The sequence below is a fragment of the Desulfonatronum lacustre DSM 10312 genome (assembly GCF_000519265.1).
Classification (GTDB): domain Bacteria; phylum Desulfobacterota; class Desulfovibrionia; order Desulfovibrionales; family Desulfonatronaceae; genus Desulfonatronum; species Desulfonatronum lacustre.
Genome location: NZ_KI912608.1, coordinates 2,239,022 through 2,256,854, shown reverse-complemented (window position 1 = coordinate 2,256,854; position 17,833 = coordinate 2,239,022). Strand labels below are relative to the sequence as shown.

15 protein-coding genes are annotated in these 17,833 nt (G+C 59.9%); 6 read left to right on the top strand and 9 right to left on the bottom strand.

Translation table 11 applies throughout. The features are described from left to right. Nucleotides 1-119: 119 nt before the first annotated feature. The 8 genes from DESLA_RS20025 to DESLA_RS0110665 form a co-directional block, all read right to left on the bottom strand. Complete coding sequence (locus tag DESLA_RS20025; protein WP_084032214.1) at nucleotides 120-1,265, bottom strand: protein-tyrosine phosphatase family protein; 1,146 nt, start codon at nucleotides 1,263-1,265, stop codon at nucleotides 120-122. Next, a complete protein-coding gene (locus tag DESLA_RS20020) occupies nucleotides 1,262-3,853 on the bottom strand; it encodes a PEP/pyruvate-binding domain-containing protein (RefSeq protein WP_051434596.1) in 2,592 nt (863 codons plus the stop codon). Before DESLA_RS20020 ends, DESLA_RS20025 begins: the two co-directional genes overlap by 4 nt. A gap of 13 nt (nucleotides 3,854-3,866) precedes the next feature. Then, nucleotides 3,867-4,229, bottom strand: a complete 363-nt coding sequence (locus DESLA_RS0110690; RefSeq protein WP_028572437.1) for a response regulator — start codon at nucleotides 4,227-4,229, stop codon at nucleotides 3,867-3,869. Beyond that, nucleotides 4,229-6,322: an ATP-binding protein gene (locus DESLA_RS0110685; RefSeq protein ID WP_028572436.1), complete on the bottom strand. Its 2,094-nt coding sequence runs from the start codon at nucleotides 6,320-6,322 to the stop codon at nucleotides 4,229-4,231. Before DESLA_RS0110685 ends, DESLA_RS0110690 begins: the two co-directional genes overlap by 1 nt. Before the next feature lie 96 nt (nucleotides 6,323-6,418). Then, a complete protein-coding gene (locus tag DESLA_RS0110680; RefSeq protein ID WP_028572435.1) occupies nucleotides 6,419-7,342 on the bottom strand; it encodes a phosphate/phosphite/phosphonate ABC transporter substrate-binding protein in 924 nt (307 codons plus the stop codon). An 86-nt stretch (nucleotides 7,343-7,428) separates the two neighbouring features. Next, complete coding sequence (locus DESLA_RS20015) at nucleotides 7,429-8,049, bottom strand: hypothetical protein (protein WP_051434595.1); 621 nt, start codon at nucleotides 8,047-8,049, stop codon at nucleotides 7,429-7,431. 81 nt (nucleotides 8,050-8,130) lie between these two features. After that, entirely contained in the window at nucleotides 8,131-9,300 is a 1,170-nt protein-coding gene (locus DESLA_RS0110670) for a sulfite exporter TauE/SafE family protein (RefSeq protein ID WP_028572434.1), read from the bottom strand. A 61-nt stretch (nucleotides 9,301-9,361) separates the two neighbouring features. After that, nucleotides 9,362-9,886: a 4Fe-4S dicluster domain-containing protein gene (locus DESLA_RS0110665; RefSeq protein ID WP_028572433.1), complete on the bottom strand. Its 525-nt coding sequence runs from the start codon at nucleotides 9,884-9,886 to the stop codon at nucleotides 9,362-9,364. A gap of 912 nt (nucleotides 9,887-10,798) precedes the next feature. On the opposite strand from DESLA_RS0110665, the gene DESLA_RS0110650 reads away from it, so the two are divergent. Next, nucleotides 10,799-12,883, top strand: coding sequence for a molybdopterin-dependent oxidoreductase (locus tag DESLA_RS0110650; protein WP_028572432.1), 2,085 nt, complete (start codon nucleotides 10,799-10,801; stop codon nucleotides 12,881-12,883). On the opposite strand, the gene DESLA_RS22910 is transcribed toward DESLA_RS0110650, so the two are convergent. Continuing rightward, on the bottom strand, nucleotides 12,864-13,103 hold the full coding sequence (locus DESLA_RS22910) for a hypothetical protein (RefSeq protein ID WP_156932930.1): 240 nt from the start codon (nucleotides 13,101-13,103) through the stop codon (nucleotides 12,864-12,866). The two genes, DESLA_RS0110650 and DESLA_RS22910, sit on opposite strands and share 20 nt — an antisense overlap. A 198-nt stretch (nucleotides 13,104-13,301) precedes the next feature. Here DESLA_RS22910 and DESLA_RS0110645 point away from each other — a divergent pair, with 198 nt between their 5' ends. The 5 genes from DESLA_RS0110645 to DESLA_RS0110625 all read left to right on the top strand — a co-directional run bounded on the left by DESLA_RS0110645 (nucleotide 13,302) and on the right by DESLA_RS0110625 (nucleotide 17,808). Next, on the top strand, nucleotides 13,302-14,120 hold the full coding sequence (locus DESLA_RS0110645; protein ID WP_211239049.1) for a DUF547 domain-containing protein: 819 nt from the start codon (nucleotides 13,302-13,304) through the stop codon (nucleotides 14,118-14,120). A gap of 39 nt (nucleotides 14,121-14,159) precedes the next feature. Next, nucleotides 14,160-14,492: an arsenosugar biosynthesis-associated peroxidase-like protein gene (locus tag DESLA_RS0110640; RefSeq protein WP_028572430.1), complete on the top strand. Its 333-nt coding sequence runs from the start codon at nucleotides 14,160-14,162 to the stop codon at nucleotides 14,490-14,492. 20 nt (nucleotides 14,493-14,512) lie between these two features. Beyond that, entirely contained in the window at nucleotides 14,513-15,508 is a 996-nt protein-coding gene (gene arsS, locus DESLA_RS0110635) for an arsenosugar biosynthesis radical SAM (seleno)protein ArsS (RefSeq protein WP_211239048.1), read from the top strand. Between the two features lie 91 nt (nucleotides 15,509-15,599). Further along, nucleotides 15,600-16,307, top strand: a complete 708-nt coding sequence (locus tag DESLA_RS0110630) for a TVP38/TMEM64 family protein (RefSeq protein ID WP_028572428.1) — start codon at nucleotides 15,600-15,602, stop codon at nucleotides 16,305-16,307. 22 nt (nucleotides 16,308-16,329) lie between these two features. Next, on the top strand, nucleotides 16,330-17,808 hold the full coding sequence (locus tag DESLA_RS0110625) for a dihydrolipoyl dehydrogenase family protein (protein ID WP_028572427.1): 1,479 nt from the start codon (nucleotides 16,330-16,332) through the stop codon (nucleotides 17,806-17,808). Nucleotides 17,809-17,833: the final 25 nt, after the last annotated feature.

Below are 17,833 nucleotides of genomic sequence, written 5' to 3'. Positions count from 1 at the left end.
TCCGGGTTCTTGGACGTTGGACGTGGAATTGCTGTGGGCCGAGTAGCTCCTTGATGGGTGCTCTGATCAGGTAGATCAGGTAGATCAGGTAGATCAGGGAAATGAACGTCGCCTAATTTCTATTCCCCCTGGCTCGTGAGCGTGCTGCCTGGAAGAGGCTGTTCAATCCTTCCAGTCTGGCTCGTTCCGGCATCAGGCACTGCGTTCTGGCCGGACAACAGATGAAAAAAAGACTGGATGAACCTCCCGGAAACCACGTCGATCAGAGGAAAGGAGACGTGTTTGCGGTGGGGAAATTTTCCGGCCAGGGCCAGGAACAGCCCCTGGGACAATTCCTCGGTACGGTCTTGGCAGTGCTTGATGAACGCGGTTTCGGAGGAGGTTTCCGGCAGGTCGGAAAACCGGCAAGACAGCGGGCGAGAGGAAAAAATCAGGCAGCGTTCGTCTCTGGACAGCGGACAGATGTGACCTTGCGGAGCGCTGAGCCGTGTGTCGATCTCGCCTTGCTCTCTGGAGCGCTTGCGAAGGGCGCGACAGGCCCTGGAAATCTCTCCGCACTGCTTGATGACCTCCAACCGTTGGGCGCTATGCATTTTCCGGTTCAAATGGTGTGTCAGATGGGCCGCTTCGACCAGGGATACCTCCACGTCGCAGCGTGAACAGCACACGGCATGGTCGGCCCCGCAGAGGGCGTCGACGCCCTGCTCCCGCAGGCGATTGTCGATCTCGAAAAGCAGGGCTTCATGGTCCGCGAAGAACGGGCTCAGGTCCACCAGGGACTTCCATTCCAGAGAGGGTTCCCGGATGGTCAGTCGGCCTTCCTTCTTGCCGATTTTGCGCACCAGCCACCATTGATCGAAATTGGCCGGCTGGGAGCGCAGCTTTTTGATCTTCTGCTTGACCAGCTTGCTGCCCAGGCCTCGCCGCAGGAGGTAGGCCGAGATGACGGTTCCGGTCCGCCCAATGCCGTGGCGGCAATGGACGTAGACCTTCTTGCCCAGGTAGATGGCCTCGTCCAGCCAGGCCAGGGCTTCTTCCAATGCCTGGAGTTGGGGTGCTTCCTCGTCCTCGATGGGCAGATAGTGGACCTCGAAGCCCTGCTTGAATTCGATGTCGTGCAGGTCGCAGTATTCGGCGCACAGATTCAGAATAGCATCCACGCCTTCGGCCCGGAGATGGTCCAGGTGGTCGTAGGACATGGGAGCCGGTCCGGTGGCTAGGTTCGGGGTGACCCAGTAGAGGGGGTATGCTCCTGTCTCGCTCATGATCGCTCCTCGGGCCGGCTCCATTTGGTCCGCATCTCCTCAGCCAAGCGTAGCGCATGTTCGCGGCTTTCCAGGGCCATGTCCAGCAGAGGGGTGCGTCCCAGGAGGTACCCCAGGATGTTCAGCCGCAGCTCGGTGCGGCGCTGGTCCTGGCGGGTGCATTTGGCTTCCAGGAGGTCTTCCCGGATTCGGACCTGGAAGTCAAAGGCCCGGAGCACGGCCCGGATCATCTCCAGGCGCCAGGCTTTTTTATCGTCGGCTCCGCCTCCGCCCTTGAACCGGAACTGGATGTAGTTTTCCTCGGCCCGTTCTCCGGCCAGGCAGTCCAGCACGGCGAAATGGTAGCCGAAGCGCAGTAGCAGGTGGGCGTAGTGGCGGGCCAGCAGGGCATAGCTGCTTAAAAGGGAGGACTTGAGGCTGAAGATGCCGCCGCTGACCTGATCGAAGCGTTCCCAGTCCAGATGCAGTAGCCCTTCGGACCAGGCCACGTCTTTGTCCGTCAGTCCGGCCCACACGGCCAGCATCGGCCCGCTATGGACGTGCTCCAGGGTCAGGGCGCGCTCGTTCTCGGCCCCGGCGTGAAGCCCGTCGCCCAGGTCCAGGACGTGCATGACGATGGGAATCTCGCTTTCCAGCGGCTTAGCTCGGCGCATGCCCCGGCCCTTGACGTCCATCAGGGAGAACATTTCCCGGGTGCCGTGCTCATGAACGAACCGGACCACGTCGTGCACGCTGCGGCAGTGCTCCGGGGTGAAGGTATCGGCCTCCGGATCGGTCAGATTCAGGGACGCGATCAGCTTGAGCAGCGGGGCCATCCGTCGCTGGAAGGGTGTGGGCGGCTTGGCCCGCTGCTTTTGTTGCCATTGAAGCAGCTCCCGGACTTCGCCGTCGTAGACCACGCCGCGGTGGGCGTCCATGGTCACCAGGCGGTCCTGTTCCAGGATCGCGGCCCCGCTGCCGATACCGACGATCACCGGCAGGCCGAACTCCCGGGCCACGGAGGCGAAATGGCTGGCTTTGCCGCCCTGCTCGGCGATCACGCCGGCCGCCTTGTGGACGATTTGGACCAGGGAGGGCGGAATGCCCGGAGCAAGGACCACGGCCCCCTGGGGCACGGCGTCCAGGTCCGCTTCCGAAGTGATGCGGTGTATCCGGCCCGAAGCGACCCCGGTGCTGGCCGGAGTGCCCAGGTCCAGGATCGAGGCCACGTGGTCCGAGGGCTGGGGGGTGGCGCGGTCCGCCTCGTCCATGACTCCCGACGGAGCGCTGTCGTTGTCTTCCCCCGTGGCTGTGACGTGGATCGGGCGGGATTGAAGGATCATCAGGTTGCCGGAGTGATCCTGGGCCCATTCGATGTCCTGGGGACAACCGAAGACCTGCTCCAGTTCCAAGCCCCACCGGGCCAGGGTCGTGGCGGAGGCGTCGTCCAGGCAGAGTTCGTCGCGTCGCAAGGTGGGCAGGGGGCGGTCGTCCTGTTCCGGAGCGGCCTGCTTGGCCAGAAAACGGGCCGGATCCTGGCGGGAGACCAGAAAGGTGTCCGGAACCGCGCTGCCGTCCACCAATCTGCTTCCCGCCCCGGCCACGGCGGAGATCACCAGACAGGCGCCCTTGCACAGGTCCAGCGGGTCGCGGCTGTAGACCACGCCGCTGGCTTTGGCCTCGACCATCGGCAGAACCAGCGCGGCCATGGCCGTCTGGGCGTCGCTCAGTCCGTAGTGCAGGCGATAGGTCAGGGCTTTGGAAGTGAACTTTCCGGCCAGGACGTCCTTGTAAGCGGACCAGAAATCCCGACGGGAGACGTTGAGTCGCGTGGCGTACTGCCCGGCGAAGGAGGCGTCGCCGTCCTCGGCCAAGGCGCTGCTACGTACGGCGAGTAGCAGTTCCACCGGCGTCTTGCCGGTGCTTCCGGACAGGGCTTTGGCCTGGGCGCTGAGCCGGTCCAGGGCCGTTTCGATCTCCTCTGTCATGTCCTCGGGAACGTCGCCCTGGAGGATAACTTCCCGGATCCGGGCCGCGATCCGCTCCAGGCGTTCGGGTCGGCGAAAGTCCAGGGTCAGGAGCTTCTTGCGAATCATCTCTCGTAGCCCGTTGGACTCCAGAAAGCGCTGGTAGGCGTTGGTGGTAACCACCAGGGACGGGGGCACCGGAATTTCAGTTTGGGCGATGATCCGGGCCAGCCCACGGGCCTTGCCGCCCATGACTTCGTGGTCGCCCTCCGTGGCGGGGCCTTTTTCGAGATGCAGCACGTACGGTCCTTCCGGTCGCCAGTCTTCCCGGCCAAGCAGAATTTCAATCTCCTCGCGGATGCGCCCGCAAGCCGGAGCAAGGCCCGGGTAGCCGTCCGGGGCCATGCCCTGGAGTCGGTCCGCCAGTCGGTCCATACCGTCCAGAAGGTGACGCGTCAGCAGTTCCACCCGTGACCAGTCGACCAAAATCGGTTCCCGGCCGATTTCTTCCAGGCGGGCAATGGCTTTCAGGCAGAGCTTGTCTTCATGCAGCAACTCGCGAAACAGACTGAATTGGCGGCGCACCGCCTCATCCGGGGTAAAGACCCGTTCAGCCCAGCGCTTGATGGATGCAAGAGCCATGGTGGTGCCCCCCTCACCCCTTGCCCAGAATCTCGGCGGTTTTCTCTTCCAACTCGTCGATGTCGATGGGCTTGACGCAGTATTCGTCCGCTCCCAGTTGCAAGGCTTCCTTGGCCGTTTCCAGGGTGGGGTAGCCGGTGAGCATCATCACCCGGATCTTCGGGTTGATTTTTTTCAGCTCATCCAGGACTTCCACGCCGCTCATCTTCTTCAGCTTGATGTCCAGGATGGCCATGTCCACCGGGTTTTTGCGGGCATGCTCCAAGGCAGGCTCCTCGTCGCTGAACACATGAACCTGATGGCCCTTGCGGGTCAGGATGCGGCGCAGCATCACGCCCACGTCCAAGACGTCGTCCAAAACCAGAATTTCGGCCATCATGCCTCCTTTTTGGGAATTTCAATGCACTCGTCCGGGGGGAGTTCGTTGCCTTCCAGGGGCAGCTCCACGAAAAAGACCGTTCCCGGTCCGGAATAGCCGGAGCAGTTCGGGGAGACGTCCACATATTCGCTGGGCACCGGGCTGATGGCGCTGATCCGGCCGCCATGATCCTTGATGATGCCGAAGGTTACGGACAGTCCCAGGCCCGTGCCCTTGTCCACGGGCTTGGTGGTGAAAAACGGCTCGAAGATCTTGTCCAGGTCGTCTTCGGCCACCCCGCCGCCGGTGTCGGCCACGGCCACCACCAACCGGCGACGATGGGCGCAGAGCTTGGAGGTGACGGAAATGCATCCGTCCATCCCGATGGCGTCCGCCGCGTTGTTGAACAGATTTATCCAGACTTGTTTCAGGCGCTCCTTGTCCCCGGAAATGGGGGGGATGCGGTCGTCCAGACGCAGATTGATGACGATCCGGTTCTGCCTGAAGATGTGCTCCACCAACGCGGACACCTCCCGCAGCGAGTCGTTGATGTCCATGGGCTGGGCGGCCTGTTCCGTGGTTCGGGAGAAACTGAGCAGGTCGGCCACGATCTTGCGGCAGACCTGGGCTTGTTTTTCGATGATCCCGATGTCCTGGGCCACGGGGGCGTCGGTGGGGAAATCCTTGAGCAGCAATTGGGAGTAGCCGAGGATGATGCTCAGCGGGGTGTTGATTTCATGGGCCACGCCTCCGGCCAGCCGTCCCAGGTCCTCCATTTTCTGGGAATGGATCAGTTTTTCCTGGTATTGCTTGACCACGGTGATGTCCCGGGCCGTGGTCAGGAGTCCGATGATCCTGTCGTTCTCCACCACCGGAACCTTGACCACATGGTGCCATTTTTTGCCCTTGCTCCCCCGGGTCATGATTTCCTTGGACAGGGGATGGCTGGTGAGCAGGATCTGCATGTCTTCGTGAAAATTTCGGTCCGCCTGCTCGTCGCTGAAGATGTCGAAGTCCGTACTGCCGATGATCTCGGACTCCTCCCGGCCCACATGGCGACAAAAGGCCTTGTTTACGGCGAGATAGGTCAGCTCTTCGTCCTGGAGGGTGACCATGTCCGGAGTGACGTCCAGAATGGTGTTCAACAGCTGTTTTTGTCGGGCCAGGTTGCGCTCGGAACGGCGGAGTTCCTCGATGTGGTTCTTCAAGGTCAGGGCCATGAAGTCAAAGGATTCGGCCAGGCTCTGGATCTCGTCGCCGGCGTTGCGGCGGTAGACCGGACAGTTCCGGCAGTCGTCGAGCTTTTCCGGAAAGCTGCCCGGGGAGCAGTCCGGACAAAAGGTTCCGGCGAGGTACCAGCAACGGCGCAGACGGTCTTCGTGGGCCGGGCAACGCTGCTCCTTGCAGTTCATGATTTCCCAGCAGTTCCTGCCCGGAGCGGGGCTGATCTGCACATCCAGGTTGCCCTTGACCACTTGCTCCGCGGAGTGGCGCAATGCGTTGATCCGTCGGGTCACGGTGCGGGCGAAGAAGCTTCCGCCGATCAGGGCCAGCAGGGTCGCCCCGGCGGTGGCGGCCAGGTTGATCCACATCAGGCGGTCGATGGCCGCCTTGATGGTGGTGTGGGACAAGGCAATGCGCACCGTGCCCAGCCGCGAGGTTCCGACCATCACCGGCGCGGCGAAGTCGTACAGCCGTTCCCGCCCGGTATCCAGAAAGCGCATGGCGAAGGGCCGGTGGTCCTCCACCTGATTGACCTGGAGCAGGGCCACGGGAAACCCGTCGCGAAAGGTGTGGGCCATGACCTGGCCGTGGCGGTCGACGATGAAGGCGTAGACCAGGTCCTTTTGGTCGTCCCTGTCCACCATTTCGGTCACCAGGTTGGTCAGTCGCAGGAAATTCATGGACAGGATGGACTCCGTGGAGCGGGCCGAGAGGTTCACGGAGAGCACTTCACCCCGGAGCAGGGCTTCCCGAAGCACGGCCCTGGAACTGACCGCGTAGTTGATGGCCCCCAGGAGAAAGCCGAAACAGACGATGATCAGGGCCAGGCCGAGATTGATCTTGGTCTGGAAGGAAAGGCGGGAAAGGTACTGGAGAACGGCGTGCATGGCTGAGTGCTGGAAAAGTCCTTTGTTGGCAAAAACAATTGCAGCGACGCAGCAATTGGGCGTTTTTCAACGGACTGAGGGCGCCCCCGTCGGCGGCTATTCCAGCCCGGCCCGCCGGACCAGCTCGCGCACGGCGTCGAAATCTTCGGGAGCGGCCGGGAGGATGCCGCGCATGGCCGCGCTTTCAAGGATCAGGCGGTGTTCCGGGTCGGCGATGTCCAGGGCGAACATGGCCTCCTTGATGTCCCGGACGACCTCGTCAGCCAATCCGGCCCGGGCCGCAAAGCTCCAGCCCGGGTAGCGCGGGGTGCGGGCCAGAATGGTGATCTGGTCCAGGTCGATCTTGTCCTGCAGCAGTTCCAACGCACCCTCACGAACCGTGCCCACGTCGTAGCGCCCGGCGTAGATGCCGAGGATGACGCTTTCCTGTTTGCCGCCCGGTCCGGGAGCGAAGACGATTTCCGCAAAGTCCTCGGGCCGGATACCGTTATCCATGAAATGACCGAGGCCGAACAGATAACCTCCTGCTGAGAACTGGTCCACGGCGATCCAGCGTTTGCCTCGACAGTCTTGCAGGGTGCGGATGTCCGGGTTGTCCGCCCGGGCGATGATCAGCCCCCCAAAGGTCGCTTCGCCGCTGGGCTCCACGATTTTTGCAAAGACCTTGGCTCCGGAATGCTCCGCTGTCAGGGCGTAGACAAAGGGGTTGGCGTAGGAAATGTCGATCTTGCCCTGGGCGACCATGAGCATGTGCTCATGGAAGGTTTCAGGAAAGATCTGCTGGATGTTCAGTCCCGTGGTTTCAGAGAGATGCTGGACCAGCTTGTGATGCCGCTCGAAGGAAACGGTATGCGAGAACTGGGGCAGGTAGGCATAGGTGATTACCGGCTGGCGCTCTCCGGATGCCTGTTCCTCGCGCAAGGTCAAGTCTACTTTGACGGGTTCTGGCTGATCGCCACACGCCGTCAGGAAGAAAAGAAACAACAAGACGGGCAGGATCATCAGCTGATGTCTGGGCATTACGGGGCCTCCGGCGGAACGTGGCCGCTGCGACAGCGGAACCTTGGGATAGGGAGGACGGTTGCGGGAGCACGTCGGCGAAGCGATCAACCCGGCAACCCCTTGTGCTTGTCCACATCCGCCCAGGTAATCATTTTTTCCTCTTCCTGCCCTGGACGGCGCAGTTTGGGCGCGTCGTCGCCATGGAAAAAAGGCAGCCAGGGTTTGAGCTTGGCAAAGCAGATCCGGACCAGGATGTACATGGGGATGAACACGGCCGAGTAGCCCACGACATCGGGAAGCAAGGGGATAGGATAGGCCAGTTCGAATTCAACGGCCGCGAACCGGGTGTGCATCCAGGCCAGGGCGAAGGGCACGGGCCAGACCGAAGCCGCGCCCTGGGAAATGGTGGCGAAAAAGTACTTGCCCCAGGCTTCATTGGCCATCTTGTTGCAGGCCCGGTAGCTCTCCTTGTCCTTGTGAATGATCGCCTTCACGGAAAGGTTGTGCAGGCGGATGGACTCCTGTTCCAATTTCTTGATATACTTACGGTTCATGCGCCCGACCCCGAGAGAAGTCAGCTCGCCGACCAGGGTACACCAGACGGTCAAAATAAATGTGCCGAAGAAAAAACCGCTGACGGGATTGGAAAGGAGGCGAAAGGCGGAGATGAGGAAGGCATCCAGCCAGAGATGGATGGAGCCGAGGATTTCGTGAATTTCTTGCATACAGGATTACATATCCCAGATTGAAGGGAAAAAAAAGGCTGGCGGTAGCCGCCAGCCTTTTTCTCCAAGAAGGTTGTCGATCTAGCCGAAGAACATGGTCATGATGTTCTTGCCCAGAAAGCCGCGGGCCATGAAGTCCAGACCGACGTAGAAGGCCAGGACGATGAACACGCGTTTCAGCCATTTGTCCGGGATGTACTGGGAAGTGTACGGACCGACCATGGAGCCGACGACAATGCCCACCAGCTGGGTGCCGATGAGCGGCCAGTGAACAAGAACGCCCTGCTGCAGATAGCTCAGGATGCTGGTGATCATCCCGATGAGCACGGCCAGGGCGGACGTGCCGGCGGAGAGGTACATGGGCAGGCCGGTGACGCTGGTCAGGAAGGGCACGAGCATGAACCCGCCGCCCACGCCCAGGAAGGCCGCGATGGCCGCGATGACGAAGCCGCCGAGAACCGGAAACAAGGGGTTGAAGGAGAATTCGACGCCGTAGAAGGTGAACGCGATCTTGCCGAGAGAAAACTTGGTCATCTTCACGCCCAGTTCGCTGGTGTCCACTTTTTCGCCGGATCGTTTCTTTTTCATCGTGGATTCAAAAGCGTCCGCGGCCTGCTTGGCCTTTTTCTTGCCGGCCGCGCCGCGCGGCGTGGTTTCGTAGAGCATATAGCAGCCCAGGAACAAGACGAAGATTCCGAAATACCCGACATAATCGCGGAAGGATACTTTACCGGCCGTCAGCAAGGGAATCAGATAGCTTCCCGCGATGGACCCGATGGCCAAGGCCGCGGCCACCGGCAACACGAGCCGGCCCATCTTGTAGTAGTTGATGGAGGAGATCAGAGCGCTGGTTCCGACCATGAATTGGTTGGAAACACGGATGGAGTCCGTGACGGCCCTGTTGATGGTCGGGGCGGTCTGCCGGAACGTACCGGCATAGTTGCCCAGCCCGTAGACCGTGATGTGTCCGACGCCGGCCATGATCCCGCCGAAGGCGCCCACGGTGGAGAAAATCCAGCCGACCCAGATGGCCCAGATGAAGGCCAGGATCAGATTGATCTGAGGACCGCCCGGAATGCCGAGATAGCCGAGGGGCGCGGCGGGATCGATTTCGCCCCGTTCCGTGCCTCTGGGAGCTGCGTCAATGGCCTCCTGGAGGTTGGACACCTGGGCCCAGCCCGATTCGGATGCTATCATGATCGTCCCAAATGTCAGCAGTAACGCTGCAATCAAAAATGTTTTTCCGTGCATTCCATACCTCCCCCTGCATGTTACACTGTTCACGAAATCCTGCGTATTGCCCTGCCTCGCCTTACTGCCTGGGCAATGATCGATGCTTCTGAAGAAGCAACCCGACTGCAGTCGCCTCGGTTTTTTTGAAGGAAATCTCCGCGGCTGGCAAAAGTTCCAAGGCATGCGCCGTACATCCGCTTACACAGGCTGGCTTCAAGCCTTGATCCAGTCGATCCATGCACAAATCGCACTTGAAGGCCTTTTTCGTGTCTTTGTTCAGGGCCGGGACATTCCAGGGACAGGCCTGGATGCAGGCCTTGCACCCGACGCAGAGATTTGTTTGAACATAAACAATACCGTCCTGGCCTCGCCTGGTCATGGCTCCTGTGGGGCAGGACAGGATGCACCAGGCCGGATCGCAATGAAAGCAGGGGATGAACATGTTCATGATCCTGGGTAGCCCTTTCTTCATGACCGGTCCGGCGTTGATCATCTTGCCGAACCGAACTCCGGGCGGCAGCTCGTTCTTGGCCTGGCAGTGAATCTCGCAGGCCCTGCAGTCGATGCAGCGGTTCTGGTTGGTCTTGATGAAATATTTACTCACGAGGACATCTCCTTCAAAAGGGTTAAGAGTCTTTTACGATAATCCGCGACAGAACTGCCGCGAGAGTGAGGTGCCAAGGATTTGGGCTCCAAGGTGGACGCCGAAGGCGACGTAGGCCAATGTCCGCATCAGATTGTCCTGCCGTCAGGAGGGGTTGAGGACGAAACAGGCGTTGCGGTTCTGGACGGTTTGTCCACGTCCTCGGTGGTGGCGTACTGATCCTCGTAGGTGGTTGACCCCGAATCTGGTCCATGCGGAACCGTGGGGCGGTAAGCCGCATTCATAGGGAAAGGGCAGGTCGCCGCCTTTGTAACGGGGTGCGATGAGGCGGGATACAAGCAACGGAACGGCGGCAAACAGAGTTCCGGCGATAAAAAAGAGCAATATGGCGAAGTCAAACCAAGTAAAAACCATGATGAGCCTTTTTATAAAAGAGTATGTTTATGTTGAAGAAATTTTTTTGGACAAAATACACTTTAAAAAATAACGTATCAAAATCTTACACAACTAAAAAAGCAAGCCATCATGCACAAAAATATGGCGATGTCCACTTCTTGTTTATGGAATAAGAAAAAAGAAAATAACAAGAAATGTCTTCAATGTATGAGCTTGGTGGGAGTGTTTATATGAATGTAAATAATATTAATGCGTTAATAGTCTAAAATTTTGTTGTTTCTGGAGTAAGCAGTGTTAAGCATATTTTGGAAATCGATGTCAAGGGGGTGTCAGTTTGTGAAAAAAATATTTTAAGTGGTTTTTAAGAAACCATATTGCGTTGGCGAGTCGATTTGTGATATTATTTATTTTGTACTTAAATAGTACGGATTGTTTTTTCGACTTATTGTCCATTGTTACGTCGCGCCGTTCCCGGTGCAAGGTTCATGGGATTATAAAATAGTCAGGGAGGAACGAATGGCCAGGGAAAAAGTTTTCAGTGTCTGCGGGATGTGCACGGTGCGTTGTCCCATCCAGGTGGACGTGGAAGACGGCGAATGTACATATATCCAGGGTAATCCCCATGCGCCGGGCTTGCAGGGAGCCTTGTGCGCACGGGGCGGAGCGGGGCTGGCCTTGCTCAACGACGCAGAGCGCCCGCAGTTTCCCATGATCCGTCAAGGCGAGCGTGGCGAGGGCAAGTGGAAACGGGCGACCTGGGACGAGGCCCTGGACTATGTCGCGGAGAAGATCAAGACCGTGACGGACGTTCACGGCGGGAAGGGCGTGCTCTGGAGCGATCGGGGCGGCCCGTTCATTGATCTGCACCAAGCCTTTATGCGCGGCCTGGGCTCCCCCAACTACTGCAACCACGATTCAGCTTGCGCCCGCAACGTCCAGCACGCCGCTCTGTCCGTGTTCGGCTTCGGCCGCAAGGCCGTGGTCTATGACTACAAGAACGCCAAGCATATCGTGCTGCAAACCCGGAATCTGTTCGAGGCCATCAATGTCAAGGAGGTCAATGATACCCTGGACGCCTTGGACAACGGATGCAAACTCACGGTCATTGACATCCGGGCCACTGTTACCGCCAGCAAAGCCACCCGGTTTTTCATGGTTCGGCCCGGCACGGACTATGCGTTCAACCTGGCGGTTATTCACGAAATTTTGAACAAGCAGCTCTTCGATGCGGAGTACGCCTCCCGATTCATCCAAGATCTGGACGCGCTTCGGGCCTTCACCGCCCAGTACACTCCGGAATGGGCCGAGACCGAAACCGGGGTTGCTGCCAAGGAACTGCGCGTCTTTGTCCGGGAACTGGCCGCGGCCGGCTCGTCCGTGATCTGGCATCCCGGCTGGATGAACGCCCGCTATTCGGATTCCTTCTACATGTCCCGCACGGCCTACATCATCAACGCCCTGTTGGGCTCCATCGGAGCCAAGGGTGGGCTGCCCATCGCCGCCACGCCCAAGGATGTCGATCGCAAAGGCTTGAAAAAGCTGGTCGACCTCTATCCAAAACCCGAAGAAAAGCGCGCGGACGGAGTGGGCTGGAAATACCCGCATTTCGACGCCGGTCCCGGACTGCTGCATCTGGCCTTCAAGGCCATCGAGTCCGAGGATCCCTACCCGGTCAAGGCCTACATCGCCTATCGCCACGACCCGCTGATGGCCTACCCCGACCCCGAGGCCTTGAAAAAGGTCTTTGACAAGCTGGATCTGATGGTTTCCGTGACCTTTAGCTGGTCGGACACGGCTTGGTATTCGGACGTGGTTCTGCCGCTGTCCACCTACCTGGAGCGGGAAAGCATCCTGGCCGGAAAGGGTGGTCTGAAGCCGTCCATGTTCGTCCGGCATCGCGCTGTTGCGCCACGTTTCGAAACCAAGGCGGACTGGGAAATCCTGTGCGGATTGGCCAAGCGTTTGGGCATGGACAAGCTGGCCTTCGACTCCATCGAAGACATCTGGGCCTATCAACTGGACGGAACCGGAGTGAAGATCGAGGACTTCCAGGCCAAGGGCTCGGTCTCCTTGGCCGACAAGCCCAAGTACTTCACCCCGGACGAGTACGCCTTCAAGACGCCGTCCAAAAAGATCGAGATGATCAACCAGAAATGGGAAAAGCAGGGCCTGCCCTCGCTCAAGCCCTACGTCAGCCCGGAAAAGCCGGGTGACGGCCAGTTCCGGATCACCTTTGGCCGCTGCGGGGTGCATACCCAGGGCCATACCGTGAACAACGCGATCCTGGCTGGCCAGATGTCGGAGAACGTGCTCTGGATGAACGACGAGACGGCCAAGGCCATGGGCATCGCCGACGGCCAGACCGTGGAAGTTGCGGCCAACGGCTATTCCGGAAAGATCAAGACCTTTTTGACCGAGTTCATTCACCCCGAAGCCGTGTTCATGGTCCACGGGTTCGGGCATACCCTCCCGGTGGAAAGCCGGGCCAAAGGCAAGGGCGTGGCGGACCACATGCTGATGCCCGGCGGCATTGAAAAATGGGATCCGGCCGGCGGGGCCATCGCCATGCAGGAGCACTTCGTCACGGTGCGCAAGGTTTGAGCAGCTGATCAGCGTCTAAGCGCGGAGATGAATGAAAAACAAAACGGCGGCCTACATCCAGTAGGCCGCCGTTTTGTTTTTCATATTGTCCTGAAAAGAGCGTCGGCGGAGTCGCCCGATAAATCATCGACGCACGCGCTGTCACGGGGCGGGTGTTGCTTTTCCTTGCCACGGCTGAAATGATCTCGCTTGTCCTGAACGACAAAGATTGTTTTTTCATAACTACTCAGCATATTTCGCGCTTGGCAGTACCCAGGCGCTGGATTCCAGCCTTCGTGGGAATGACGTGTTTTTCAATGCCGTCTCTAAATCAGTCATACCCGCGAAGGCGGGTATCCAGTGCCGGAATGAGGCTTTGCCCAGGATGTGCTGAATAGTTTCCATAAATATTTAACACTCAACCAAAAGCAGTATACAAATGAACGTGATCAAAATCATGATCGTCATCGGCCTGCTCTTGGCCGCCGAAATGGCCTGGGCCGCGCCCAAGGCCGACCTCTGGCCGCGCTGGGAGACATACGAGTCCGTGTCTTCGCAACAGGTGGACCACGGAGCATGGGACGCGTTTCTGGCCGCCTATCTCGTGACCGACCACCCATCAGGGGTGAACATGGTCCGGTACGCCGACGTAACCCCGGCGGACCGAAAAGCCTTGCAGGCATATATCGAAAGCCTCCAGGGAACGACTGTGTCCGCGTTGAACCGCGACGAGCAGATGGCCTACTGGATCAATTTCTACAACGCCTTGACCTTGGAGGTGGTCCTGGAACACTATCCGGTCGTCAGTATACGGCGGATCAACGTTTCCCCCGGTTTTTTCACCCGCGGACCCTGGGACGCGCCCCTGGTGGAAGTCGAGGGGGAATCCCTGACCCTGAACGACATCGAGCACCGCATCCTGCGCCCGATCTGGCAAGACCCGCGCATCCACTACGCCGTGAACTGCGCCAGCATCGGCTGCCCGAACCTGCAACCAAGGGCTTTTACCGCCGAGAACCTGGAATCCATGCTGGAGGCCGCGGCCCGGGAATACATCAACCATCCCAGGGGAGTTGACGCAACGGGCCGACATCTGCGTCTTTCCTCCATTTATGACTGGTTTTCGGAGGATTTCGGGGAAAACGACCAGGAGATTCTGGAGCATATCGCCCAATACGCCGAGCCCCCCCTGGCCGCGACATTGCGCGGCTACAGCGGTCGCATCTCGTATGATTACGATTGGGACCTTAACGAGTGAATCAATCTCTTCGCACTAACAAACTCCAAGGAGCTGGGAATGCAATCCTACTATGATCCCAAAGATCTGCCGCGCTTTTCGGAAATCGGCAAGGACGCCCCGGAACTGGCCAAGAAATTCTTCGAGTACTACGGCGCGGTCATGGCCGAGGGGGAGCTCACGGTCCGGGAAAAGAGCCTCATCGCCCTGGCCGTGGCCCATGCCGTGCAGTGCCCTTACTGCATCGACGCCTATGCCAAGGAATGCCTGGAGCAGGGTTCGAATACGGCGGAAATGACCGAGGCCGTGCATGTGGCCGCGGCGATCCGCGGGGGGGCCTCGCTCGTCCATGGCTTGCAGATGCGCAACGCGGCGGACAAGCTTTCCTTGTAGGCATTCCGGGTGATTTGGACATGACGTTGGAACCGCGGGATTGTCTCATGCAGGAAGCCCGGTCAGCGCTCTGCCCTTCGACCTGTGTCGGTTTTGCCCAAACCCTTGCCCGGCATGGATTGCGCCTGGAACGTGAGCAGACCCACACCCTGCAGATCAACACCGGTTTGCTCTGCAACCAGGCCTGTCGGCACTGTCACCTGGAGGCCGGGCCGAAACGCACGGAGATCATGGACCGGGAAACCATGGATCAGGTCGCTGACTACGCGGAGCGGGGCGGATTCCAGTCGGCCGACGTGACCGGTGGCGCACCGGAAATGGTCCCCGAGATCGATCACCTTTTGACCCGTCTGGCCGAAGCGGTTCCAAGAGTCATGCTCCGTTCCAATTTAACCGCCATCAGGGACTCGGCCCGGGAACATCTCGGCCTGCTCTGCCGCGATTTGAAGATCGTTCTCGTCTGCTCCCTCCCGGCGACCCACGCTTCCCAGACCGACGCCCAGCGCGGCGGCGGGGTGATGGACGCCAGCGTGCGCACGCTGCAATGGCTGAACACTTTGGGTTACGGACAGTCCGGAACCGGGCTGGAGTTGAACCTGGTGTCCAACCCGGCCGGGGCGTTCATGCCGCCGGACCAGGGTCGGACAGAGGAGCGTTTTCGCCGGGATTTGCAACGCAAGTGGGGTATTGTTTTCAACAACCTGTACACCTTTGCCAATGTGCCGTTGGGCCGGTTTCGGACATGGCTTGAGGCTTCAGGCAATTACGAACAGTACATGACTCGCCTGACCGAGACCTTCAATCCCGAGGCCGTGGCCGGTCTGATGTGCCGGAGCCTGGTTTCCGTGGACTGGAAAGGAGATCTGCACGACTGCGACTTTCATCTGGCCAAGGCCATTCCCCTGGACGGGACAAGACGGCACGTCGCGACAATGAGCGGCCCGCCCCTTCCCGGCACGCCCATAGCCACGGCCGAGTATTGCTACGCCTGTACCGCGGGCGCCGGGTTCACCTGAGGGGGGAGCATCGCAGCAACGTAGAGGCGGCCGGTCGGTCGCCCACACACAGCAGTCCACATTTGAAACGCACAACAATTGCGGCAACCAGATGCAATCAAAATCCATCCAGAAAATCTTCCTTATTCTTGCCCTGTCCGCCCTGGTTGGGGCGTTTTTCCTCTTTGACCTGGGGCAGTTTCTTTCCCTGGACTACATCAAGGATTCCCAGCAGCGGTTTCAGACCCTGTACGCGGAACAGACCGCCACGGTGATCGCCGTGTACATGGGGGTCTACATTCTGGTCACCGCCCTGTCTCTGCCCGGGGCCGCGATCATGACCCTGGCAGGGGGGGCCTTGTTCGGTCTGCTGGTGGGGACGGTGGTGGTCTCCTTTGCCAGCACCATCGGGGCCACGCTGGCCTGTTTCGTTTCCCGCTTCGTTCTTCAGGACTGGGTCCAGCGCCGGTTCGGACAACGTCTGGTTGCGGTCAACCAGGGCATAGAGAAGGAAGGGGCGTTTTATCTGTTCACGTTGCGCCTTGTTCCCATTTTTCCATTCTGGATAATCAATCTGGTCATGGGCCTGACCCGGATGAAGCTGCGCACTTTCTTCTGGGTCTCCCAGGTCGGCATGCTCCCCGGCACCCTGGTCTACGTCAACGCCGGTCGGGAACTGGGGCGGATCGATTCCCTGGGAGGGATACTCTCGCCGGGGCTGATCCTGTCCTTCGTCCTGTTGGGCCTTTTTCCCCTGGCCACGAAAAAGATCATGGTCTGGTACCGGACCAGGCGGAATAAGCCGAAAATCGTCACATAAATTCCGGCAACAAGGAGACGCCATGCCGCAATACGACTATGACATCGCCGTGATCGGGGCCGGGGCCGCCGGGTTGACCGTGGCCGCTGGGGCGGCTCAGGCCGGAGCCAGGGTTTTGATCGTGGAAAAGGAGTCGGCCATGGGCGGGGATTGCCTGCACTATGGATGCGTGCCCAGCAAGACGTTGATCAAGTCGGCCAAGGTCTACCACCAGATGCGCCAGGCGGCCCGGTACGGTCTGCCCGAGGTCGCGGTGCCGGAGGTGGATTTTCGCCAGGTTCGGGACCGCATCCAGCGGGTCATCGCCGCGATCCAGCCCCATGACTCCCCGGAGCGGTTTTGCAAACTCGGTGCGGAGGTGGAGTTCGGCCGGGCCGTGTTCGTGGATGAGCACCAGGCGCGTATCGAGACCAATGCCGGGGATGTCCGGACCGTCTCGGCCAAGACCTGGGTCGTGGCCACCGGTTCCACCGCGGCCTTGCCTAAGTTGGAGGGGCTGGACCGTACGCCCTGTCTGACGAACCGGGAGATTTTTTTTCTGGACGAACTGCCGTCCTCCCTGGTGATCATCGGCGGCGGGCCCATTGCCGTGGAGATGGCCCAGGCTTTTGCCCGCCTGGGGTCCAAGGTGGACGTGATCCAGCGCAGCCCGCAGATTTTGTCCAGGGAGGACGCGGACATGGCCGGGCTGGTCCAGGGCGTCATGGAACAGGAAGGCGTGACGTTTCACTTGGGGACCGAAATGCTGCGGGTCCAGGATTTGGGCCGGGAACGTGAGATTTTTTTCAAGAACGGCGAGGGCGTTGAAATGTCGTTGCGGGGAACGGCCCTGCTGGTGGCCCTGGGGCGGAGCGTGAGCGTGGACGGCCTGGGGCTGGAGAACGCGGGAGTTGTGTTTGACCGCAAGGGTGTCCAGGTGGACGCCCGGTTGCGCACTTCCCAGAAGCACATCTTTGCCTGCGGGGACGTGACCGGAGCGTACCAGTTCACCCATGCCGCGGGATATGAGGGCGGGGTGGTGGTGACCAACGCCGTATTTCATCTGCCGCGCAAGGCGGACTACACCTGGATGCCGGCCTGCACCTACACGGACCCGGAATTCGCCAGCATTGGGATGAACGAGAAGCAGGCTCGTCAACAGGGGCTGGAGTATACGGTCTGGACCGAGGAGTTCGCTGAGAACGACCGCGGTCTGGCCGAGGAGGAGCGGGAAGGGCGGATCAAGCTGCTGCTGGACAGGAAGAACAAGCCCTTGGGCGTGCAGATTGTCGGGCCGCATGCCGGGGAGCTTTTGGCCGAATGGGTCGCGGTGCTGGGCGGCAAGGTCAAGCTGAGCACCCTGGCCGGAGCGGTTCACCCCTATCCGACTCTGGCCGAGATCAACAAGCGGGTCGCCGGAAAGCATCTGAGCGAGAAAATTTTCTCGGACGGCGTCAAAAAGACCCTGAAGTTTTTCTTCGGTTTCAAGGGCCGGGCCTGCGGCGATCAGAGCGGACCCTGATAAGATTTGGGCGCAGTCGCTTCAA